The organism is Sphingomonas phyllosphaerae 5.2 (genome assembly GCF_000419605.1).
Classification (GTDB): domain Bacteria; phylum Pseudomonadota; class Alphaproteobacteria; order Sphingomonadales; family Sphingomonadaceae; genus Sphingomonas; species Sphingomonas phyllosphaerae_B.
Genome location: NZ_ATTI01000001.1, coordinates 566,674 through 587,298, shown reverse-complemented (window position 1 = coordinate 587,298; position 20,625 = coordinate 566,674). Strand labels below are relative to the sequence as shown.

At 70.8% G+C, this 20,625-nt stretch carries 15 protein-coding genes; 5 read left to right on the top strand and 10 right to left on the bottom strand.

All coding sequences use genetic code 11. The annotated features are described in order from the left end of the window. Positions 1-107 precede the first annotated feature (107 nt). The 3 genes from SPHPHY_RS0102825 (at position 108) to SPHPHY_RS0102815 (ending at position 3,142) form a co-directional block, all read left to right on the top strand. On the top strand, positions 108-1,349 hold the full coding sequence (locus SPHPHY_RS0102825; protein ID WP_022685202.1) for a threonine ammonia-lyase: 1,242 nt from the start codon (positions 108-110) through the stop codon (positions 1,347-1,349). Positions 1,350-1,463: 114 nt separating this feature from the next. Continuing rightward, entirely contained in the window at positions 1,464-2,231 is a 768-nt protein-coding gene (locus tag SPHPHY_RS0102820; protein WP_022685201.1) for an arginyltransferase, read from the top strand. Between the two features lie 143 nt (positions 2,232-2,374). After that, entirely contained in the window at positions 2,375-3,142 is a 768-nt protein-coding gene (locus SPHPHY_RS0102815) for a hypothetical protein (protein WP_022685200.1), read from the top strand. A 4-nt stretch (positions 3,143-3,146) separates the two neighbouring features. Here the strand turns inward: SPHPHY_RS0102815 and SPHPHY_RS0102810 are convergent, their stop codons facing one another. The 4 genes from SPHPHY_RS0102810 to SPHPHY_RS0102795 form a co-directional block, all read right to left on the bottom strand. Further along, complete coding sequence (locus tag SPHPHY_RS0102810) at positions 3,147-3,947, bottom strand: transglutaminase family protein (RefSeq protein ID WP_022685199.1); 801 nt, start codon at positions 3,945-3,947, stop codon at positions 3,147-3,149. A 95-nt stretch (positions 3,948-4,042) separates the two neighbouring features. Beyond that, on the bottom strand, positions 4,043-4,978 hold the full coding sequence (locus SPHPHY_RS0102805) for an alpha-E domain-containing protein (RefSeq protein WP_022685198.1): 936 nt from the start codon (positions 4,976-4,978) through the stop codon (positions 4,043-4,045). Further along, entirely contained in the window at positions 4,978-6,480 is a 1,503-nt protein-coding gene (locus SPHPHY_RS0102800) for a circularly permuted type 2 ATP-grasp protein (protein ID WP_022685197.1), read from the bottom strand. Before SPHPHY_RS0102800 ends, SPHPHY_RS0102805 begins: the two co-directional genes overlap by 1 nt. A gap of 88 nt (positions 6,481-6,568) precedes the next feature. After that, positions 6,569-8,551 carry a protein-disulfide reductase DsbD family protein gene (locus SPHPHY_RS0102795; protein WP_022685196.1) on the bottom strand — a complete coding sequence of 661 codons (1,983 nt, stop codon included), beginning with the start codon at positions 8,549-8,551 and terminating at the stop codon, positions 6,569-6,571. 98 nt (positions 8,552-8,649) lie between these two features. Here SPHPHY_RS0102795 and SPHPHY_RS0102790 point away from each other — a divergent pair, with 98 nt between their 5' ends. Continuing rightward, complete coding sequence (locus SPHPHY_RS0102790; protein WP_028056413.1) at positions 8,650-10,299, top strand: alkaline phosphatase family protein; 1,650 nt, start codon at positions 8,650-8,652, stop codon at positions 10,297-10,299. A gap of 150 nt (positions 10,300-10,449) precedes the next feature. On the opposite strand, the gene SPHPHY_RS0102785 is transcribed toward SPHPHY_RS0102790, so the two are convergent. The 4 genes from SPHPHY_RS0102785 to SPHPHY_RS0102770 all read right to left on the bottom strand — a co-directional run bounded on the left by SPHPHY_RS0102785 (position 10,450) and on the right by SPHPHY_RS0102770 (position 18,975). Further along, positions 10,450-10,932: a DUF4142 domain-containing protein gene (locus SPHPHY_RS0102785; RefSeq protein WP_022685194.1), complete on the bottom strand. Its 483-nt coding sequence runs from the start codon at positions 10,930-10,932 to the stop codon at positions 10,450-10,452. A gap of 97 nt (positions 10,933-11,029) precedes the next feature. Beyond that, complete coding sequence (locus SPHPHY_RS0102780) at positions 11,030-12,805, bottom strand: SLC13 family permease (protein ID WP_022685193.1); 1,776 nt, start codon at positions 12,803-12,805, stop codon at positions 11,030-11,032. 66 nt (positions 12,806-12,871) lie between these two features. After that, on the bottom strand, positions 12,872-16,999 hold the full coding sequence (locus SPHPHY_RS0102775) for a translocation/assembly module TamB domain-containing protein (RefSeq protein WP_022685192.1): 4,128 nt from the start codon (positions 16,997-16,999) through the stop codon (positions 12,872-12,874). After that, a complete protein-coding gene (locus SPHPHY_RS0102770; RefSeq protein ID WP_022685191.1) occupies positions 16,999-18,975 on the bottom strand; it encodes an autotransporter assembly complex protein TamA in 1,977 nt (658 codons plus the stop codon). The genes SPHPHY_RS0102775 and SPHPHY_RS0102770 overlap by 1 nt, the downstream gene beginning before the upstream one ends. Positions 18,976-19,140: 165 nt before the next feature. Here SPHPHY_RS0102770 and SPHPHY_RS22195 point away from each other — a divergent pair, with 165 nt between their 5' ends. Continuing rightward, positions 19,141-19,308 (top strand): hypothetical protein, encoded by a 168-nt coding sequence (locus SPHPHY_RS22195; protein WP_022685190.1) that lies wholly within the window; start codon positions 19,141-19,143, stop codon positions 19,306-19,308. Positions 19,309-19,477: 169 nt separating this feature from the next. Here SPHPHY_RS22195 and SPHPHY_RS20815 read toward each other — a convergent pair whose 3' ends face one another. Both SPHPHY_RS20815 and SPHPHY_RS0102750 read right to left on the bottom strand, forming a co-directional pair. Beyond that, positions 19,478-20,062, bottom strand: a complete 585-nt coding sequence (locus tag SPHPHY_RS20815) for a hypothetical protein (protein ID WP_022685188.1) — start codon at positions 20,060-20,062, stop codon at positions 19,478-19,480. A gap of 44 nt (positions 20,063-20,106) precedes the next feature. Beyond that, positions 20,107-20,592, bottom strand: a complete 486-nt coding sequence (locus SPHPHY_RS0102750; RefSeq protein ID WP_022685187.1) for a hypothetical protein — start codon at positions 20,590-20,592, stop codon at positions 20,107-20,109. Between the last annotated feature and the right edge of the window lie 33 nt (positions 20,593-20,625).

The following is a 20,625-nucleotide window of genomic DNA, read 5'->3' as shown; positions in this document are numbered from 1 at the left end:
ACCGGAGAACGGCACGGACACGGGCCACCGCCTGCATCGGCAACATCCGGGCAGCCGCCCGACGTGCGGGTGTTCCTTTCGCGGCGGCGATCCGCTACGCCGCCGCGATGGCAACACAGCTCGCATCCGACGCCGCCCTCCCCGTCTCGATCGAGGATGTGCGCGCCGCGCAGATGCGGATCGGCGACAAGATCGTGCGCACGCCGACGCTGATCAGCCAGACGTTGTCGACGATGACCGGCGCGACCGTCTACCTGAAGTTCGAGAACCAGCAATTCACCGCCGCCTACAAGGAACGCGGCGCGCTCAACACGCTGCTGCAACTCTCCGACGCGGCGCGCGCCAAGGGCGTGATCGCGGCCTCGGCGGGCAACCATGCGCAGGGGCTCGCCTATCACGCCAACCGCCTCGGCGTGCCCGCGACGATCGTGATGCCGCGCAACACGCCGGTGGTGAAGGTGGTGCAGACGCAGGGGCACGGCGCAACCGTGATCCTGGAGGGCGACACGTTCGACGCCGCCTATGCGCACGCCCGCGTGCTGGAGGCCGATTGCGGCTTCACCTTCATCCACCCGTTCGACGACCCGCGCGTGATCGCCGGGCAGGGCACGGTCGCGCTGGAGATGCTGGCCGACCATCCGGAGATCGACACGTTGATCGTGCCGATCGGCGGCGGCGGGCTGATCTCGGGCATGGCGACGGTCGCGCGCGCCGCCGGCCGCCCGATCGAGGTCGTCGGCGTCGAGGCGGAACTCTATCCGTCGATGTACAACCGCATCAACGGCACCGACATGCCGTGCGCAGGGGACACGCTGGCAGAGGGGATCGCGGTCAAGGAGCCTGGCGGCATCACCTCGCAGATGGTGGCGCGGATCGTCGACGACATCGTGCTCGTCTCCGAACGCGCGCTGGAGGAGGCGGTCAGCCTGCTGCTGCAGATCGAGAAGACCGTGGTGGAGGGCGCCGGTGCCGCCGGGCTCGCCGCATTGCTCGCGCATCCGGAGCGGTTCCGCGGCAAGACCGTCGGCATCGTGCTGTGCGGCGGCAACATCGACACGCGCCTGCTCGCCAACGTGCTGCTGCGCGATCTCGCGCGCTCCGGGCGGCTCGCACGGCTGCGGCTGCGGCTGCAGGATCAGCCGGGCGCGCTCTTCAACGTGATGCGCGTGTTCGATCGCGAGCGCGTGAACATCATCGAGATCTACCACCAGCGCGTCTTCACCACCTTGCCCGCCAAGGGACTGATCACCGATATCGAGTGCGAGTCGCGCGACCGCGCGCACCTCGACCGGCTGATGACCGGCCTGCGCGAGGCCGGTTACGAGGTGAGCACCGTCGAACTGGCGTGACCCCGGAACCGCTTTGTTGGTAAAGCGGCTTTTCAGCGCGCACGCTTCATCTCATATGAAGTCTTTCGCAGGCATGGGGCTCGACATGGTCAGCACACGGAAAGGTCGGTCGGCATGACGGCACCGTTCCGTTTCCCGCGCTTCTTCGTCACCAGCCCGCAGCCGTGCCCGTATCTGCCGGGGCGGCAGGAGCGGAAGGTGTTCACCGAGCTGTCCGGCCCCAATGCCGCCGAGCTGAACGACGCGCTCGGCCGGATCGGCTTCCGCCGGAGCCAGTCGGTCGCCTATCGCCCTAGCTGCGCGGGTTGCGCCGCGTGCGTCTCGGTGCGGGTGCGCACGCACGAGTTCGAGCCCAATGCGACGCAGCGCAAGCTGGTACGCCGCCACGCCGACCTCGACGTCGCGGCATGCCGCCCGTGGGCGACCGATGAGCAATATACGCTGATGCGTCGCTACCTCTCGGCGCGTCATCCCGGCGGCGGGATGGCCGCGATGGACGAGAGCGACTTCTCCGACATGGTCGAGCATTCGCCCGTCAATTCGGTGATCGTCGAATATCGCGAGCCGTCCGGCGCCGGTGGCCGCCCCGGCAAGCTGGTCGGCTGCTGCCTGACCGACCGGCAGGCCGACGGGCTGTCGATGGTCTACAGCTTCTTCGACACCGATCAGGATGCGCGCCCCGCGCTCGGCAATTTCATCATCCTCGATCATATCGCCCGCGCCCGCGAGGCCGCGCTGCCCTATGTCTATCTCGGCTATTGGGTGAAGGGGTCGACTCGCATGGCCTACAAGACCCGCTATCGCCCGCTCGAGATGCTCGGCCCGAACGGCTGGGTGGTGCTGCCCGAGGAAGAGATCGCGGCGGTGCCGACCCGCGTATAACCGCGCGGCGCCTCGGGGAGGCGCACCGGAGCGGGTTGCGAGCCCCCCGCCGCCACCGACGCTGCGATGCCCGCCGCAGGACGGGCTGGATGGATCGCCCGTCTTCGTGGTACGCTCCCGCCGTTATCCGGGGGGACAACGTCATGGCATCCGTCTTCGTCGAGCGATCGGGACCGGTCGGCCCACGCTTCTTCCTGAAACTGGCGATCGCGATGGCGGTCGTCATCTTCGTCGGTTTCTCACTGCAATGGGTGATGGGGCGATCCACCTTCGCGGTGCCGGTCGCCGTGCATGTCCATGCATTGCTGTTCTTCGGCTGGACCGTGCTGTTCGTCGTGCAGACCGCCTTCGCCGGCCGCGCTGACCGGAAGCTGCACCGGCGGCTGGGGTGGATCGGCGCCGGCTGGGCGAGCGCGGTGGTGATCGTCGGCGTCTACACAACGGCGATGATGGTGCGGCGCGGCGGCGCGCCGTTCTTCTTCACCCCCGCCTACTTCCTTTTCATGAACGCGCTGTTCGTGACGGGGTTCGGGGGCCTCGTCGCCGCCGCGATCCGCTTGCGGCGCCGGACCGAATGGCACCGGCGGCTGATGATCTGCGCGATGGCGATCCTCACCGGTCCGGCGTTCGGTCGAATCCTGCCGCTGCCGCTGATGATCCCGTGGGCGGCATGGGGCGTTTTCGCCGCCGTCCTGCTGTTCCCGGCGGCGGGAATGCTCGCCGACCTTCGTCGCCGCGGCCGCGTCCACGCTGCGTGGTGGTGGGGCACGGGCACGATCACGGCGATCCAGCTCGCGATCGGCATCGTCGCCGCAAGCCCGCCGGGGCTGGCGCTGTATCATCTGGTGATGCGCGGCGGCGGAGCGGAAGCGGTCGCGCCCGACGCCTATCCGCCGTTCCCGCCGCTGTAGCCGCTCACGCCTCGCCGCTGACCTGCACCTCGACGTCGAGGCTTTCGCGTCCCTCGCCCAGCCGCGACCCCGCGACCGGCGAACAGCCTGCGGCATCCAGCGCCACCGCCACGCGGACATGATGCTCCTCCGGTGATTCGCCCAGCGTGGGATCGAACCCGATCCAGCCTAGTCCCTCGACCCACGCCTCCGCCCAGCCATGCGGGGTCGGGCGTTCCCCGGCCTGCAAATCGCAATATCCGGTGACGTAGCGCGCCGGCACCGCCACCGCGCGCGCCGCCGCGACGAACATCTGCGCCAGATCGCGCGACGTCGCGGTGTCGCGCGCGAAGGCGGAGGTGACGGTCAGCCCCGCCTCGGGCCGTCCCCCGACCAGCTCGAAGCGCGCATGCAAGGCACGGTTGAGCGCGTGAAGCGCGCCGATCGGCGTGCGATCCGCGGTCGCCTCGCGCGCGAACGCCACCAGCGCCGGTTCGGCCTGCGTCGCGGGGGTGCTGCGCAGGTACAGCGCCGGGGCGAGCGGCTCGAACGTGCCGTGCAGCACGCCGCGCGACGTGCTGGTCACCACCTCGCCCGACACGACAATCTCCAGCGTATCGAGCGGCCCCTCGGCATAGAGCATCGTCGTCAGATTGCCGAAGCCGTCGCGATGCTGGCGCAGCCGCGCGTCGCAATCGACCGCGATGTTCCAGTCCGCCACCGTCTGGTCATGGGTGTTGCGCGGCGTCATCCGCAACAGCTGCACGACGCGCCCCTGCGGCGCGGTGAAGCGATAGGTCGTGCGATGGTCGATGGTCAGGCGCATGGTGCGGTTACTCTATCTCGGCACGTGCTCGGCGACGCGGCGTGGTGCGCCGGGCTCCGGATCGCTCCGCCGCGCTCGCCATGACGGTCGTCGTTTCACTGGAACTTGAACTGCCGCCCGATCGCGTCGTGCAGGTGGGCATTCTCGACGATCAGCGCGCGCAGGTGCTGGTGCAGCCCGGCGGCGATCACGTCGCCGGTCCGCGTCTTGGCGACCCGCGCCTGCCGTGTCCGTGCCATGCGGTCGGCCTCTCCCTGCGTCCCGCTGGCGCGCGCCAGTGCGGTCAACGCGGCCACCGTCTCCTCGATCGACGCGGCGAGGCTGCGCGGCAGCTCCGCGCGGCTCAGCAGCAGGTCGATGACGTTGGTCGGGTTCAGCCCGTCGGTGTAGAGCCAGCGGAAGGCGGTGACCGCCGACACGGTCTGGAGGATCGTCGTCCACTGATCGCGGTCGACCGTCCCGCCGACCCGCTCGCCGGCCGGCAACAGGATGTGGTATTTCACGTCGAGCAACCGCGCGGTATTGTCGGTGCGCTCCACCGCCTGCCCCAGCCGGATGAACGACGTCGTCTGGTTGCGCAGCATCCGGTGCACCGCGCCCTCGAACCCGCGCGTCTCCGCCTTGACCGCATCGACGATCGACAACGTGGCGGTCGGATCCAGCCGCCCCATCCGCTGGTCGAAGATCAGCCACGCACCGTTGATCGCCTGCCACGCCTCGCGGCTGAGCGCGGTACGCACCGCGCGCGCGTTGTCGCGCGCCAGCGCCAGGCAGCGCAGGATCGAACCGGGATGCGCGCTGCTCGCCAGCAGGAAGTGCACCACCTCCTCGCGGGTCAGCGTGGCGCCGTTCGCCTCGAACGCCTCGGTCGTCTCGCTGACGGCAAGCGCGGTGCGCCACGCATCCTCCCCCGCCGAACGCGTCGACAGCACGTCGAGACGCAGTGTCGCTTCCACCAGTCGCGCGACGAAATCGGCACGCTCGACATAGCGTCCCAGCCAGTAGAGCGAGGCGGCGGTCCGGCTCAGCATCAGAACGCGCCCCCGCCCAGCGTCTGCGTCATGGTGCCGCCCGGCCCATCCATCGTCTGGGTCATCGCACCGCGTTCGTCCATCAGCACGAAACTGTCCTTCGTGCCGCCACCCTGGGAGGAATTGACGACCAACGAGCCCTCGCGCAGCGCGACGCGCGTCAGCCCGCCGGGCACCACCTGTACCCCCTGCGCACCGGTCAGCACGAACGGCCGAAAATCGACATGTCGCGGCGCCACGCCCTGCTCGACCAAGGTCGGCACGGTCGACAGCGCCAGCGTCGGTTGCGCGATATAGCGCTCGGGGTGCGCGACGAGCGCCTCGCGGAACCGCTCGATCTCCGCCGACGACGCGGTCGGCCCGACCAGCATCCCGTAGCCGCCCGAACCGTCGACCAGCTTCACCACGAGGTCGCCGAGATGCTCCAGCACGTATTTCAGCGCATCGGGTTCGCGGCAGCGATACGTCTCCACGTTCGGTAGCCGTGCGGCGCCGCCGGAATAATATTGCACGATCTCCGGCATGTAGCTGTAGATCGCCTTGTCGTCGGCGATGCCGTTACCCGGCGCGTTGATGATCGCGACGTTGCCCGCGGCATAAGCGGCGATCAGCCCCGGCACCCCCAGCATCGAATCGGGACGGAAGACCAGCGGATCGAGGTAATCGTCGTCGACGCGGCGGTAGATCACGTCGACGCGCACCCGCCCCTCGATCGTCCGCATGTAGACCATGTCGTCATCCACGACGAGATCGGCGGCCTCGACCAGTTCGACGCCCATCGAATCGGCCAGGAAGCTGTGCTCGTAATAGGCCGAGTTATAATGGCCCGGCGTCAGCACCACGCACGTCGGGCGCCCGCCGCACCCGCGCGGCGCCACCGAGCGCATCGTCTCCAGCAACCGGTCGGGATAGCTGTCGACGGCCGCAACGCGGAAGTTGGAGAACAATTCGGGGCACAGCCGCACCATCGCCTCGCGGTTCTCCAGCATGTAGCTGACCCCCGAGGGCGTGCGCGCATTGTCCTCCAGCACGAAGAAGTCGTCCGGTCCGGTGCGCACCAGGTCGATCCCGCAGATGTGCGCCCACACGTCGTGCGGCGGGCGGATGCCGGCGACCTCCGGGCGGAATTGCGCGTTGCCGAGGATCAGGTCGGCCGGCAGCACGCCGTCGCGCAGGATCTTCTGGTCGCCATAGATATCGACGAGGAAGGCGTTGATCGCGTCGACGCGCTGGACCAGCCCCTCGGAAAGCCGCGCCCATTCGTCGGGCAGGAACACGCGCGGCACGATGTCGAACGGGATGATCCGCTCGCTCGCCTCGCTCTCGCCGTAAACCGCGAAGGTGATGCCAAGCTGGCGGAAGGTCGTCTCGGCCGATTGCTGGCGGCGGCGCAACTCGCCGTCCGGCGTGTCGGCAAGCCACCGGCACAGCTCACGCAATTCCGGTCGTGCGCCGTCAGCGCCGCCGGCCCCCATGATTTCGTCGAACGCGATCTTCCCCATCAATGCTCTGAACGCCTCCGTCGCGGTTTGGAGCCATGCTGGTGGAGATCGGCCGCACACGCAACCCGATTACATCAGCGCACCCGCATCATCGCGGCGGCAGATCGGTCAGCATCGTGCGGGTCAGCACCTGCGGCAGGACGCGCGGCGCCGTGGCGGCGGGCGCGTACCAGAGATAGAGCGGCACCCCGGCGCGATTGTGCTGTGCGATGAAGCGTCCGAGCACCGGATCGCCATCGGTCCAGTCACCGATCAGCACCGCCACCTTGCCGCGCCCGAAAGCGTCGGCAACCGCCGCGGTTTCGATCGCGGCCTTCTCGTTGACCTTGCACGTCAGGCACCAGTCGGCGGTGAAATAGGCGAACACCGGCCGCCCCTCCGCGCGCAACGCCGCCAGCCGTGCTTCCGAGAACGGCTCCGCCCCCGGCAAGCCCGTGGCCGCCGCGCGCGCGACTTGCGGCCGCACCGTCGCGATCACGGCGCCCGCAACCAGCAGCGCGAGCACGCCCGGCACCCACGCCAGCCGCCCCGCGCCCAGCTGCCGCCGCCCGGTCCACCATAGCCCCAGCGCGGCGAGCAGCGCCGCGGCGAGCCCCAGCGTCATGCCGTCGACCCCGGCCTGCCGCCCCAGCACCCATGCCAGCGCCAGCGCGGTCGCGAACATCGGCACCGAAAGCAGGTGGCGCAACCGGACCATCCACATCCCCGGCTTCGGCAATCGCCGCCGCAGCGCCGGCACGAACCCGATCAGCAGGAACGGCACCGCGATCCCCAGCCCCAGGCCGGCGAACACCAGCAGCGCCACGGCCGCCGGCAGCACCAGCGCCGCGCCCAGCGCCGCGCCCATGAACGGCCCGGTGCACGGCGTCGCGACGAACGCCGCCAGCGCGCCGGTCATGAACGCGCCCGCCGCGCCGCCGCGGCCCGCGAACGCCGGGGTCGGCAGCTCGAACAACCCGGCGAGGTTCAGCGCGATCGCGACCACCAGCAACAGCAGGACGCCCACGACGCGCGGGTCCTGCAACTGGAACGCCCAGCCGGCACTGGCGCCACCCGCCCGCAGCGCCAGCAACGTACCGCCCAGCGCCAGGCACACCGACACGACGCCGGCGGTATAGGCCAGCGCCTCGACACGTGCATGCCGCTCGCTCTCGCCCGAACGTGCCAAGCCCAGCGCCTTCAGGCTCAGGATCGGGAACACGCATGGCATGACGTTGAGCAACAGCCCGCCGAGCAACGCGCCCCCGAACGCCGCCAGCGCTACGCCCCAGTCGAATGCGGCCGTCCCCGTCGCCGCCGCGACCGTGCCGGGATCGGCGACCAGCGACAGCCCCGGGCCGCTGCCGAGCGTCAGCACGCCGGCCAGCGGCCCGCGCTCCGGCACCGCCGCCGCCTTGGTCTCCACCACCAGTCGCTCGCCGTCGCGGGTTACTTGCTGCGCGGCGGCGTAATCGATCGCGCCGCCGCGCGCCGGGTAGAACCACGCCTGTCCCAACGGCGCGTCGCGCGGGTATGGCACCGACAGCCGGAAGCGCCCGCCGTCGATCTGCCACGTCGCCTTGCTGCCCAACGGCCGCGGCAACGCCCGCCGCGCGTCATCGAAGCTCGCGCGCCGCGCCGGGTCGATCGTGCCGTCGCCGATCGTCAGCGTCGTCGCCAGCTCCTGCATCTCGGGTACGCAGATCGTCTCGGTGCACACCAGATAGTCGAGCTTCACGCGCACCGGCAGCGCGCTGCCCGACGCCACGCCCTGCGGCACGCGCAACGTCGTCAGCATCGTCCACGGCCGTTCGTACACGTGGTTCATCAGCCCGGCGATCGACAGCCGAGTCGGCGCGGGATAGTCGAGCGAGCCCGCGCTTGCCCCGGCCGGCAGCGTCCACGTCGCGCGGGTCGCCACGCCGGCGTCACCGGGGTTCGACCAATAGCCGTGCCACCCCGGCTGCGGCACCGCCCGGATTGCCAGCGCCACGTCGCTGCCCGGCGCCGGCCGCTCGCTTTCGGCGGTCAGCGTCATCGCGACATGCCGCGTCTGCGCCATCGCCGCGTCGGGCGGTAGCAGCAGCGCCATGGCTGTCATAAGGGTGAAAAGCGCCGCGCGCACAGCTTGCCTGACCATCTGCGCGCGACCATAGCCGGTCCGCTCCTCCGTTGCATCAAGGTTGCTCCATGAAAGCCCTGTTCGCCGCCGTTTTGCTTGCCTCCGTTGCCGCCGTGGCTCCTGCCGGCGCGCAGCAGGCGCCCGCCCCTTCCGCCCCCGTGCCGACCGCGAAGCCGAAGCTGATCGTCGCGATCTCGGTCGACCAATTCTCCGCCGACCTGTTCGCGCAATATCGCACGCGCTACACCGACGGGCTGGCGCGGCTGCAGCAGGGCGTGGTCTTTCCGTCCGGCTATCAGAGCCATGCCGCGACCGAGACCTGCCCCGGGCACTCGACCATCCTCACCGGCATGCGCCCCGCCCATACCGGAATCATCGCCAACAGCTGGCTCGACCAGCGGGTCGGCCGTCCCGACAAGACCGTCTATTGCGCCGAAGACGAGCGCGCGCCCGGCAGCGATCACGATAAGTACGCCCCATCGGACCTCCACCTGCGCGTGGCGACGCTCGGCGACATGATGAAGCGCACCGATCCGGCGACGCGCGTCGTGGCGGTCGCGGGCAAGGATCGCGCCGCGATCATGATGGGCGGTCACAACACCGACCAGATGTGGTTCTGGGCGACCGACCGCTTCATCACCCTGCCCTCGCGCAGCACCGCGCCGGTTCCTGCGGTGGTGACGCGGGCCAACGGCGCGGTCGGCAAGTTGCTCGCCGCCCCGCAGGCCGCGTTGCCGCTGCCCGGCTATTGCAAGCCGCTGGCGCAGCCGATCACCGTCGGCACGCAGACGATCGGCACCGGGCAGTTCCAGCGCGCGGGCGGCGACGTAAAGTCGTTCCGCGCCTCGCCCGCGCTCGACGGCGCGGTCTTCGCGCTTGCCGCCGGGATGATCCAGGACATGAAGCTCGGCCAGGGCAAGGCTACCGACCTGATCGCGATCGGCGCGTCGGCCACCGACTACGTCGGCCACGCGCTCGGCACGCAGGGTTCGGAAATGTGCATCCAGATGGCGCAGCTCGACCAGACGATCGGCGCGTTCCTCGCCAGGCTCGACGAATGGGGCGTGGATTACGAGGTGATGCTGACCGCCGACCACGGCGCGCACGACATGACCGAGCGGCAGCAGCAGCGCGCGATGCCGATGGAAGAACATGCCAGCCCGACCAACGCCGCCAAGCTGGTCGGCGCGGCGATCGGCCAGTCGCTGGGGATCGCCGGCCCGGTGCTGCTCGGCTCGGAAAGCGACATCTATGTCGCCGACAGCGTGCCCAAGGCGCGCCGTGCGCAGGTGCTGGCGGAGGCGAAGCGTCGCTACCTCGCGATGCCGCAGGTCGCGGCCGCCTTCTCGCGCGAGGAGATCGCCGCCACGCCATTCGCCAGGACCCCGCCCGAGGCATGGACGCTGCTGGAGCGTGCGCGCGCCTCCTACGATGCCGAGCGGTCGGGCGACCTCATGGTGATGCTGCGCCCGCGCGTGACCACGATCGTCAACCCGGCGCCCTTCTATGTCGAGACGCACGGCAGCCCGTGGGACTACGATCGCCGCGTGCCGATCCTGTTCTGGCGCAAGGGAATGGCGGGCTTCGAACAGCCGCTGTCGGTGGAGACGGTCGATATCGCGCCGACGCTCGCCGCGACGATCGGGCTACCCGTGTCGGGGCTGGACGGGCGCTGCCTCGATCTGGATGCCAGCGCTGCGGACACCTGTCCGAAGTAACGACCGCTCCTAGGCGTAAGCGTCGTTTGATGTGGAGCGGTGATGGTCATGGGGACCAGCCACCCTCGCCACCCCGGACGTGATCGGGTTCCGCTCGTTCGCAAGCGATGGCGAAAGAGCGGGACCCAAGGATGACCGGTGGTGGGCGGTTTACATGCCCTTCAGCATATCGATGTGGTGCTGGACCACGGGCGCGATCTGGCCGGCGGTGGTCTTCAGCGGCGCGGCAGTGCCGGCAGAGGCATAGCCCTGGTGCAGCGCCAGCGCCTTCTGGTGCGCCGTTTGCTGCTGCGTCAGATAGGCACGGTCACGCGCGGTGCCGGTGGCGGTGCGCAGCTGCGCCACCATGTCGTTCTGCTCGGGCGTCAGCACCGGCGGCTTTGGCGTCACGCCTGCCTTGCTGGCGGCGCTCTTGACCATCGCAGTGCTCTTGTTGTGATCGCGGATCATGCCCTGAGCGAACGAGCGCACCTTGGGGTCCTTGGTGGATTGCAGCACCATCTGGCTCGAGGTCTTTTCGTAGAGGTCGCTGGCCCCTGCCGCCGCGACATAGGCGTCCGGCGTCATCTGCTGCGCCACGGCGGGGGTGGCAAGCAGGATCGCGAGGGCGGCAGCCGGCAGAAAACGCTTCATTTTCTCTCTCCGTCGAAGGTCGTGGAAACGTGACGTTGCAAACGCCCTGCCGACACGAACGGCCCGGAAAGTAACCGCTTTTTCTATGTGATCCCGATCAAGCGAGCGGCCAGAAGAACAGGATCAACACGGTGCCGAACACCAGCACCAACGCCGACAGCGGCGCCCCCAGCCGCGCATAATCACCGAAGCGATAGCCGCCCGGCCCCAGCACCAGGGTGTTGCACTGGTGGCCGATCGGCGTGAGGAAATCGCATCCCGCGCCAACGGCCGTGGCCATCAGGAACGCCTCCGGTCGATAACCCAGATCGCCCGCGAACTGCGCCGCGATCGGCGCCATCACCAGCACCGTCGCGGCATTGTTCAGGAACGGCGTCACCGCCATCGCCGCCGCCAGGATCAGCATCACCGCGCCCCATGCCGGCAGCACCGCGGCGGTCTGCGCCAGCCACGTCGCGATCACATCCGACGCGCCGGTGGTGCGCAGCGAATCCGACACCGGGATCAGCGCGCCGAGCATCACCAGAATCGGCCATTCGATATGGTTGTACGCCTCGCGCACCGGCAGCAGCCCGGTGACCACCACCACGCCGGCGGCCGCGAAGAACGCGACGCCGACCGGCACCCAGCCCATCGCCGTCGCGAACATCGCCAATCCCAGCACCGCGACCGGCAACCACCCGCGCCGGCTCGTCCCCAGCCGCAATTCGCGCTCCGCCAGCGGCAGGCACCCCAGCTCGCGCAGCTTCTCCGGCAGCGACTCCAGCGTTCCCTGCAACACGACGACGTCGCCGGTGCGCAGCGCGATGCTGCCCAGCCGCCGCGACAGCCGCACGTCGCGACGGGAGATCGCGATCAGGTTCACCCCGTAACGCGCCTGAAGATCGAGCCGCCCGGCCGACTGGCCTTCCAGCGGCGAACCGATGTTCACGACCGCCTCGATCACGCCGATCTCGCTCTCGCCGCGGTCGGTACGCTTCTCGCGCTCCTCGCTTTCCAGCGTCAGCCGGTCGCCCGCGATCGCGCGTTCCAGCGCGTCGGGATCGCCGCCCAGGATCAGCGTGTCGTCGGCGCGCAATTCGGTATCCGGTTGCGGATGACTGCGCATCCCGGCCCGCACCATCCGCGTGATCGTCACTTCATGTTCGTGCCGATCGAGGAACGCCGCTACCGTCTCGCCGACCGCGGGCGACGCCTCCGGGATCACCACCTCGGTCACGTATCCCGTGATGTCGAGCGCCTCGGCCATGCTCGGTGCCGCCCGACGGTCGGCGGGGATCAGCCGGTAGGCGATGCTCAGGTACAGCAGTCCCATCACCAGCAGGCCCAGCCCGACCGGCGTATAGTCGAACATGCCGAACGGCTCGCCCATCATCTGCTCGCGCGAACGGCTGACGATGATGTTGGGCGACGTGCCCACCAGCGTCATCAACCCGCCCAGCAAGGACGCGAAGGACATCGGCATCAGGAAGACCGACGGCGAGGTCTCGTTCTTCTTGGCCATCTGGATCGCGGCCGGCATGAGCATCGCCAGCGCGCCGATGTTCTTCACCAGCGCGCTCGCCACGCCGACCGATCCGGTCAGCACCAGCAACTGTCCGCGCACACGCCGCACGCGCCGCGCGACCTGCCGCAGCACGCGTTCGACGACGCCGGACCGCTGCACCGCGGCCGACAACACCAGCGCCGACGCGACGATGATGACGATGTCGTCGGAGAAACCCTTGAACGCCTCGTTCGGCTTGACGATGCCCAGCGCCAGGCTGGCGAGCAACGCGATGATTGCCACCACGTCGTAGCGAAAGCGTCCCCAGATGAAGAGCGCCATCATCCCGATCAGGGTCGCGATCGAGAGAAGTTGTGGCGTCGTCATCGTTCCGCGCTCAACCGCGCGCCGGGCTGCGGGGTTCCGGCGCGATCGAATTGGGTCACCTGCGCGTCAATAATCGCGCGAGATGCGCACGTTTCCGCTCTGCCGCCCCAGCGTCGAGATCGACGACAGCAACGACAGCCAGCGCGTCACCTGGAACTCGACCCGCGTCGCGGAATAGCCGGCGCCATCGGTGATGATCTCGGCATACAGCCGCCGCGTCACATACTTGCCGGCCGCGATCGACGTGCCCTGCCCGGTCTGCGGGTCGGCGGGCAGGATGCGGAGCCGGTCGAGCCCCGCCGCGCGCCGCACCGCGTTGATCGGGTTCAGCCCGCCGTTGCCGCCCTGCAACGCCGCCACCGCCGCGGCCAGCTGCAACGCCTCCGGCGCGGACAGGTTGGTGATCGAGGTGCCGAACAGCAGCCGCGACAGCAATTCGTCCTGCGGCAACGCGGGCGTGCTCGAAAAGCTGATCTCCGGCTTCTGCGCCACCCCGGTCACCCGGATCGTCGCGTTCAGCCCGGTGGTGTTCGCCGCGGCCTCGATGTCCAGCGCGGGATTGGCGGGCACCTCGCCCGCGAAACGGATGATCCCGCGCGACAGGTCGAACTCGCGACCGGCGAACTCGTAGTCGCCGCGGACCAGGTCGGCGCGTCCGGTGATCGCCGGATTGGTCGGCGTGCCCGCGATCTTGACGTCGGTGGTCCATTCGCTGGCCAGCCCCAGCCCCGACACCATCAGGCCGTTGCGGGCATGCGCATGCAGGTCGAGCCGCCACGGTGCGGCCGCATCGTCGTCGAGCACCTCGCCACCGGGCACGTTGATCTCGCGCACGTTGATCTGCGGCAGGGCGCTGGCGACCGTCGCCTGCCCCAGCCGATACCGGCTGCTGTCGAGCCGCACATCGCCCGAGATCACGCCGCCGACCCCGTCGGAGGTGAAGGCGATCGGCCCGGTCACGGTCGCGCCGATGTCTGCGCGGTCGATCAGCACCGCATGATCGGCGGCGATGCGCAGGTCGAGCGCCACGCCATTCGCCGCACCGAAATCGAAGCTGCCCGTGCCGCTCACCTTCCCGCCGCGCCCGGCGTCGCCGCTGAAGCGCTCGATCCGCAGCCGCGATCCGTCGAAGCGCCCGGCCGTCTCGATATTGGTGACGACGGTGCCGGTCGTCGCGCTCTGGATGCGGGCCCCCGACGCGCGCACCAGCCCGCGGATCTGCGGGCTCGCGACCGTCCCCGTCACATCGGCGGAGATCGCGACCGGTCCGGACAGGTCGAACAGCTCGATCCGTGTCAGCCGCCACAGCGTGTCCGCCGGACCCGAATAGCGTAGCTGCGCGAACACGCCCGCCCGCGTCAGCCGCTGCACGAGGTCGCCCGACCCGAGCGGCTTGAGCAGCGCCTGCGCACGCCCCACCGTCCTGCCGCCGGACGCCATCACCATCCGCACGCCAAGCCGGTCGCTGCCCAGCACGCCCGCCACGCCGATGTCGATCGGCGCCGACGAACTCAGCAGCCCGGATCGCGTCAACCCGCGCACCGTCAGGTTGGTGCGTCCCGTCGGCGCCGCGCCGTCACGTGCCGACAGTTCCAGCGTGCCGGTTGCGGTCCCGCCCAGCCCCAGCCCGCTATAGCCGATGTCGAGCACACCCAGCGGCAACCGCGCCAGCGTCGCGCGCACCGCGGTCTCGCCCGCGCCGACCCGTCCCGACACTTCGGCGCTGCCGCCCGCGAACGTCAGCCGCGTCGGCGCCAGCGTCCACGCGTCACCGTCGCGGCGTAGCACGGCGGGAGTCTCCAGCCGGATCGGCTGCCGCCCGATCGTGCCGTTGGCGCGCACCGAATAGCCATCGGCGGTGATCTGCGTCACCGCCTCGACGCGGAAGCCCACCCCGCGCGAGCCCGCGATCGACGCACGCACCTCGCCCGTATCGCCCGCCAGCGTCGCCTGCCCGGCGAAGCGCGACACCGACAGCGCGCCGCGCCGCAGCCCGGCGCCACTGGTCGTAGCGGTCACGCGCGCGCCCTCGGGCTCCAGCAGCACGTTGAAGTCGACGCGCCCCTGCCGAACGCTCGCACCGCCGCCGATCCGCGCGTTGCGCGCGTCGATCCTGCCGCTGATCCGCTGCACGTCGCCGACCGGCGCGAAGTCGAGCGCGCCGCCCAGCCCGCCGCCCGCCACGGTCATCCGCCCACGGAAACCGCCATCGACGATGTCGAGCGTGCCGTTCGCGCGTGTGCCGCTCACGTCCAGCCGCGCGACCGCCACCTGCGCCTGCCCGCCGCGCGGCAGCAGGATCGCGCCCGCGCCCTCGAACGGGCCCAGCCGCGATCCGCCCGCAGCGGTGAAGGTGAAACCCTGTGGCGTCGGATCGAGATGCGCGCGGACGTTGCGCAGGCCCATCGCGGCATTGGGGCGCGCGAACAGCAGGTCGATCACCGGCTTCTCGATCTTCCCGTCCAGCTTCAGCTGTACCGGGCCATAGCTCGACTGCGTGCCCGATCCCTCGAACACGAACGTCCCGTCGCGTCGGCGATAGCCGGTGCCCGCCAGCCGGATCGACGGCGCGGTCAGCACCAGCTTCGTAAAATGCAGCACCCCGTCGGGCGTCCGCTCCAGCAGCGTCTCGACGCGCGGCAGCCCGCCCGCCAGGCTCCGGAAAAACGCATTGTCGAGGCGCAGCATCCGCGCGGTCCCGCGCCCGACCACGCGCGTGCCATGCCCGTCCGGCCCCGGCACCACGCGCAACTGCGACTGGACGTCGACCACTCCCAGCCCGGGGATGACATACCGCCCCAGCGCCCCCGACAGCACCACGTCGTAGCGCCCGGTATGCAGGTCCAGCGTCAACCCGACATCGCCCGACAATTTGTCGGAGCGCAGCCGGAGGCCGTCTCCGGTGACGGTGTCCGCCGTGATGCGCAGCACGCCCGCGAGCGACAGGTTGCGCAGGATGCCGCCGGCGACGTCGCCGACCCCGGTCACGCGCGCGGCACCGAACGCCACCGGCACCGCGACCGGGCGCGGTCCCCAATGCCCGCGCCCGGCGGCGCGCGCCTGCTCGAACCCGGTGTTGTCGAAGGCGAACCGCGCCGCGCTCAGCCGATAGTCGAAGGCGAAGGTGCGGAAATTGCCGTCGAGGATCGCGCGCAGCCGCATGTCGCGCGCGGTCATGTTGCGGAACAGCGCCTCGGGCCGCAGCAGGCGCGCAGTGACGCGGACGTTGCGGAACGCGCTGCCGGCCAGGTCAACCATCCCCTCGGCCTGTACCGCCAGCGCGCGCGACCGCAGCGCCAGCGTCCCGTCGAGCCGACGGTCGGCGAACGTCCCCGCGCCGTTCACCGCCACGCGCGGCGCGGTTAACGCGGGCAGCTTGCCCTTGGTGATGCTCGCCGGCGCAACTTCGCCGGTCAGCGTGTAGCGGCCCGCGGCATTGCCCAGCGTCAGGTCGGCGATGCGCACCCCGGCCGCATCTGCCACCGCGCGCCCGCGCCACTGCCGCCAGTCGCCCGCACCCTGCACGTCCAGCGCGACCGCGCGCTTGAGCCCGGTCAGCTGCGCGAGGACGCCGCCCGCCACGCCGCGCACCCGCGCATCGATGTCGAACTTGCCCGCGGCAGGTCGCGAGTCGAGCCGTAGCGCCACGCGGTCGCTGCCGGCGACGACCGCGTCGAGCGCGACCACGGCATGGCCGTCGCGGATGTCGGCGCGCGCCAGCACGCGCCCGTCGCGGACACGCCCGGTCACCGCCGGCGCGACGATCAGGCGCGCGATCGCCAGCCGCCCGATCGCGATGTCGAACTTCGGCAGCAGCGGTCCGGCGCGTCCGGTGTCGCGCGGCTCGGGCAATTTGGCGAGCGTCGCGACCGGGATATCGAGCGCGGTGATGTCCAGCCGGTTGTGCCACCACGCCAGCGGCGACCAGTCGAGCCGCGCGCGCGGTACCGACAGCACCAGCCCCTTCGGATCGTAGAGCCGGAAGTCGACCAGCTCGGCGGCACCGTACAGCGATCCGTCGATCCGCCCGAGGCGAAAGCGCAGGCCGTTGTCCGGCGTCAGCGCGTTGACGCGGTCGGCGACGATCCGGTGCCCGATGTCGGTGTCGAGCACCACCCCCACCACCGCGACCAGCGCCAGCAGCGCGGCGACGATCGCGCCGACGATCCGCGCCGGGCGTTTCAGGGCGCCCATCAGAACGCCTGCCCCAGCGACACGTAGACCGCGATCCGCGAATCGCCCGGCTGCGGGTTGATCGGCGTGCCGACATCGACGCGGAGCGGCCCGAAATTGCTGTAATAGCGCACCCCGATCCCGGCGCCGTAGCGAAGCCCGGTCAGGCTCGGCAGCTCGCCGGTCGAGATGTTGCCGGCGTCGAGGAACGGCACCACCCCGAAGTTGCCGAATGCCCGCACCCGCGCCTCGATCCCGAATTCGGCGAGGCTGCGGCCGCCGATCGGATCGTTGTTGACGTCGCGCGGCCCGATCGACTGAAAGCCATAGCCGCGCACCGATGCGCCGCCGCCGGCGTAGAAGCGCCGCGACGGCGCGATCCGGTCGCGCGGCGCGCCCAGGATCGTGCCCAGCCGCACGCGGCCCGCCAGCACGACGCTGTCGGTGACCGGCTGGTACTTGCTCGCGTCCAGCTGCACGCGCGTGTAGCCGAACACGGTGTCCTGCAACGAAACCTCGGGGCTCACCCGTCCCGCCAGCCGGAACCCGCGCGTCGGGTTCAGCAGGTCGTCCGACCCGTCGTAGCCGAGGCTGGTCGGCAATGCGCCGATCAGGAAGGTCCGGCGTCGTGGCTCGCCGGTGGAGGCGATCACGTCGCGCTCGTCGGTGGCGACCAGTTCGGCGCCCAGCGACCATGTCCACGTCTTCTGGAAGAAGATGTTGGTCTGCCGCTCCAGCGCCGCCGACAGCGAGATCGTCTGCGCGTCGAACGCGTCGCGGCGCAGGTGCGCGGCGGAAAGCTGCGCGGTCAGCACGCGGTCGCGCGCGTGGAAATTGTTGCGCCGGAAGGTGACCTGCCCCAGCTGCTCGCGCGTGCCCGCCACGCCGCGCAGCGTCACCGCGCCTTCGGGGGGCAGCAGGTTGCGGTGCGTCCAGCTCACTTCGGACCGCGCGCCTTCGCCGGTGCCATAGCCCAGCTCGACCGCGACGGTTCGCGGCGGCGCCGGCTCCAGCCGTACCGCGATGTCGACCGCGTCCGGCGTCGCGCCGGGCACGGCACGCACCTGCGCGGTGGAGACCAGCCCGGTCTGCACCAGCGCGCGGCGCAGGTCGTCGACCTCCGACGTCTCGTAGGCGTCGCCAGGCGCGAAGCGCGCGATGTCCTGCACGTGCGCAGCGTCGAACACCTTGTTGTCGGCGTTGACGGTGATCCGGCCGAAGCGGCGCGCCGTGCCCGGCGCCACCTGCATCGCCAGCGTCGCCGTCTGCGTCGCACGGTCGACCACCACCTCCGGTTCACCCACCTCGGCGAACGGAAAGCCCTCCTCGCCGACGCGCGTGCGCAGGTTCGCCTCCGCCGCCGCGATCGCATCCGCATTCACCGGATCGGCGGGCTTCACCCCGAACGCCTCGCGCAGCGCCGTCGTCTTCGCGCCCGCCGCCTCGACCCCCGCCAGCGTCACCCCGGCGAAGCGATACAGCGGCCCCGGCGTCGCGCCCAGCACCACCACCGGCCGGCGCCCGTCGCGCTCGACCCGCGTCGCGACGGCGGCGTCGTAATAGCCATCGCCCTTCAGCAGCGTGACGAGCAGTTCGGCATCCTGCCGCGCGCGCTGGTCCAGCTGCGCGGCATTCGCCTCCTTGCCCTCCGCGCCGGCCAGCACCGACAATTCCCTGAACCGCTGCCGCAGCAGCGCGCCGCCGATCTCGTCGACCCCGTCGATCCGCCAGCCATAACGGAAGTTCGCCGCCACCTGGGCCTTCGCCGCCGCTGCGCCGGCGGGCGTCGCGGACAGATCGGGCCAGTCGACGCCGATATCGGGCAGCGGTGCCAGCGCATCGTTGGGGTCGACGTCGATCATCGGTGCGGGGGGCACGACGACGGGCGGCGCCGGCGCCTGCTGCGCGAACGCCGGGACCGTCGCGATCCCGCTCATTGTCATCGCGCCGCACACGACGCGGACCAGCACGCCATGCCGCCCCACGTCCGGCCACATGCGCGCCGGTCTAGCGGTTCCCCCGCGCAAGAAGAAGGGCGAAAGCGGCCCTCGCACCTGCCCCCTCGTCGCATGCGCGAGACGTCCGGTCGCGCGGGCTCTCACGAAACCCCAGCCACTTACGCGCGCTGGCGCGGCGCGTCGCGGCGTGGCATGCGACGCGGCATGGCACCTTCCCCGCGCTCCCCGTCCGCCGGCGGCTTCCCCATCGCCCTTGGCGCGCTGGGCGGCACCGCGCTCGGCCTGTACACCGGCCAGCCCTCGATCGGTTTCCTCGCCGGCCTCGCCGCCGGCGTCGCGCTGGCGCTGCTGATCTGGTGGCGCGACCGCTGAGGCGCGTCGCCTCCGGATCACGCCGACCTTCCGGCGCACGCCAGCAGGCCTGCGCTACCGACCGCGCTGGAGTCCTGCTACTCGCTGCTGGTGATCGCGGCGATCCGGATCACGTCCGGGGTCGTGCCGCCGCAACGCCGAGCGGCGACGGTTCCCCGCGGAACCTGCTTCACAGCGCCGGCGCGACCCACCCCGACGGCAGCGGCGTCGGCGGCGCGCCGATCCTGCGCGCCACCCTGTCCAGCTTCGCATCATAGCGGACGCGCTCCGTCACGCTCAGATGCGCCTGCTCGTTCACGCGACGCGGCAGCGCCCGCTCGACATGCCGCAGGCTCTGATCCGCGTCGCGCGCGCGCGGTGCCGTGATCGCGTCGCGCTCGCGCTGCGCCGCGGTCGTGGCGCGCAGCGTGGCGACGCGGCGCGCGAACCGCTCCTGCTGCCGCCGGTCGATCCGCCAATGTCCCTTGACGGGCGCCGCCTCGAGCCCGCTGCCACGCAGCGAGCGGTACAGCGCCGAGCCCGCGGTCATCCGCCCGCGCAACCGTCGCGCCTGCTTGTCGGCGAGCGAAGTGGTGTCGACTTCCATGAAGCACCCGCTGGCCTTCGCCAGCGCCAGCACCCGCTCGTCCAGCCGCTGCGCCGGCAGGTTCACGCGCACCTTGTCATGCGCGCATTCCGCGGCCGCCGGCGCTGCGATCCACAGCACGGCCCCGCTGCCCAGCAACGCCAGCGAGCGAACGATCGGCGAGAACATGCGGCGGCCCCTTATAGTGTGATGTCCGGGGTAGCGCGCCCGCGTCACGCCGGCAACGCCCCGATCGCTCCCGCGCCCGCACGCCGCGCGCCCTCCATCGCAACGCCGAACACCAGATGCGAGGCGAGGCCGTATGCGTTGCCCGGCACCTCCGCCTGCGGCCACGGCCCCCAACCGGCGGCGGGCACCAGCACGTCGTCGAGCAGCAGCATCGTCGTCAGGCCGGCCGGCACGCCCCAGCCCTTCGCCAGTTCCGGCCATTGCCGCACCGCCAGCGCATAGCCACCACCGATCGCCGCCCCGACCGCATAATGCATCGCCGAGCCGGCCGCGGCGCGATGCTTCTGCGTGACGGGCCGTCCCTCCACCGCGTTGCTGAGCGTGTCGGCGGCCTTCACCGTCGCAGGATCGTCGTTGCCTTCGTCCATCCCGAATGCGGGCGCAGCAACGTCCTGGAATCGATCCATGACGAACGACGCGGCCAGCCCGGCGCCGGCGCCGATCAGGACGGTGGTGAGAAGCGAGCGCATGACAATCTCCCGATGGAACGCAGCCCTAACGCC

What these genes read in the sequence shown, in the direction of transcription:
- SPHPHY_RS0102825 (WP_022685202.1), top strand. Translation starts at nt 108, where the DNA reads ATGGCAACACAGCTCGCATCCGACGCCGCCCTCCCCGTCTCGATCGAG.
- SPHPHY_RS0102820 (WP_022685201.1), top strand. Translation starts at nt 1,464, where the DNA reads ATGACGGCACCGTTCCGTTTCCCGCGCTTCTTCGTCACCAGCCCGCAG.
- SPHPHY_RS0102815 (WP_022685200.1), top strand. Translation starts at nt 2,375, where the DNA reads ATGGCATCCGTCTTCGTCGAGCGATCGGGACCGGTCGGCCCACGCTTC.
- SPHPHY_RS0102810 (WP_022685199.1), bottom strand. Translation starts at nt 3,947, where the DNA reads ATGCGCCTGACCATCGACCATCGCACGACCTATCGCTTCACCGCGCCG.
- SPHPHY_RS0102805 (WP_022685198.1), bottom strand. Translation starts at nt 4,978, where the DNA reads ATGCTGAGCCGGACCGCCGCCTCGCTCTACTGGCTGGGACGCTATGTC.
- SPHPHY_RS0102800 (WP_022685197.1), bottom strand. Translation starts at nt 6,480, where the DNA reads ATGGGGAAGATCGCGTTCGACGAAATCATGGGGGCCGGCGGCGCTGAC.
- SPHPHY_RS0102795 (WP_022685196.1), bottom strand. Translation starts at nt 8,551, where the DNA reads ATGGCGCTGCTGCTACCGCCCGACGCGGCGATGGCGCAGACGCGGCAT.
- SPHPHY_RS0102790 (WP_028056413.1), top strand. Translation starts at nt 8,650, where the DNA reads ATGAAAGCCCTGTTCGCCGCCGTTTTGCTTGCCTCCGTTGCCGCCGTG.
- SPHPHY_RS0102785 (WP_022685194.1), bottom strand. Translation starts at nt 10,932, where the DNA reads ATGAAGCGTTTTCTGCCGGCTGCCGCCCTCGCGATCCTGCTTGCCACC.
- SPHPHY_RS0102780 (WP_022685193.1), bottom strand. Translation starts at nt 12,805, where the DNA reads ATGACGACGCCACAACTTCTCTCGATCGCGACCCTGATCGGGATGATG.
- SPHPHY_RS0102775 (WP_022685192.1), bottom strand. Translation starts at nt 16,999, where the DNA reads ATGGGCGCCCTGAAACGCCCGGCGCGGATCGTCGGCGCGATCGTCGCC.
- SPHPHY_RS0102770 (WP_022685191.1), bottom strand. Translation starts at nt 18,975, where the DNA reads ATGTGGCCGGACGTGGGGCGGCATGGCGTGCTGGTCCGCGTCGTGTGC.
- SPHPHY_RS22195 (WP_022685190.1), top strand. Translation starts at nt 19,141, where the DNA reads ATGGCACCTTCCCCGCGCTCCCCGTCCGCCGGCGGCTTCCCCATCGCC.
- SPHPHY_RS20815 (WP_022685188.1), bottom strand. Translation starts at nt 20,062, where the DNA reads ATGTTCTCGCCGATCGTTCGCTCGCTGGCGTTGCTGGGCAGCGGGGCC.
- SPHPHY_RS0102750 (WP_022685187.1), bottom strand. Translation starts at nt 20,592, where the DNA reads ATGCGCTCGCTTCTCACCACCGTCCTGATCGGCGCCGGCGCCGGGCTG.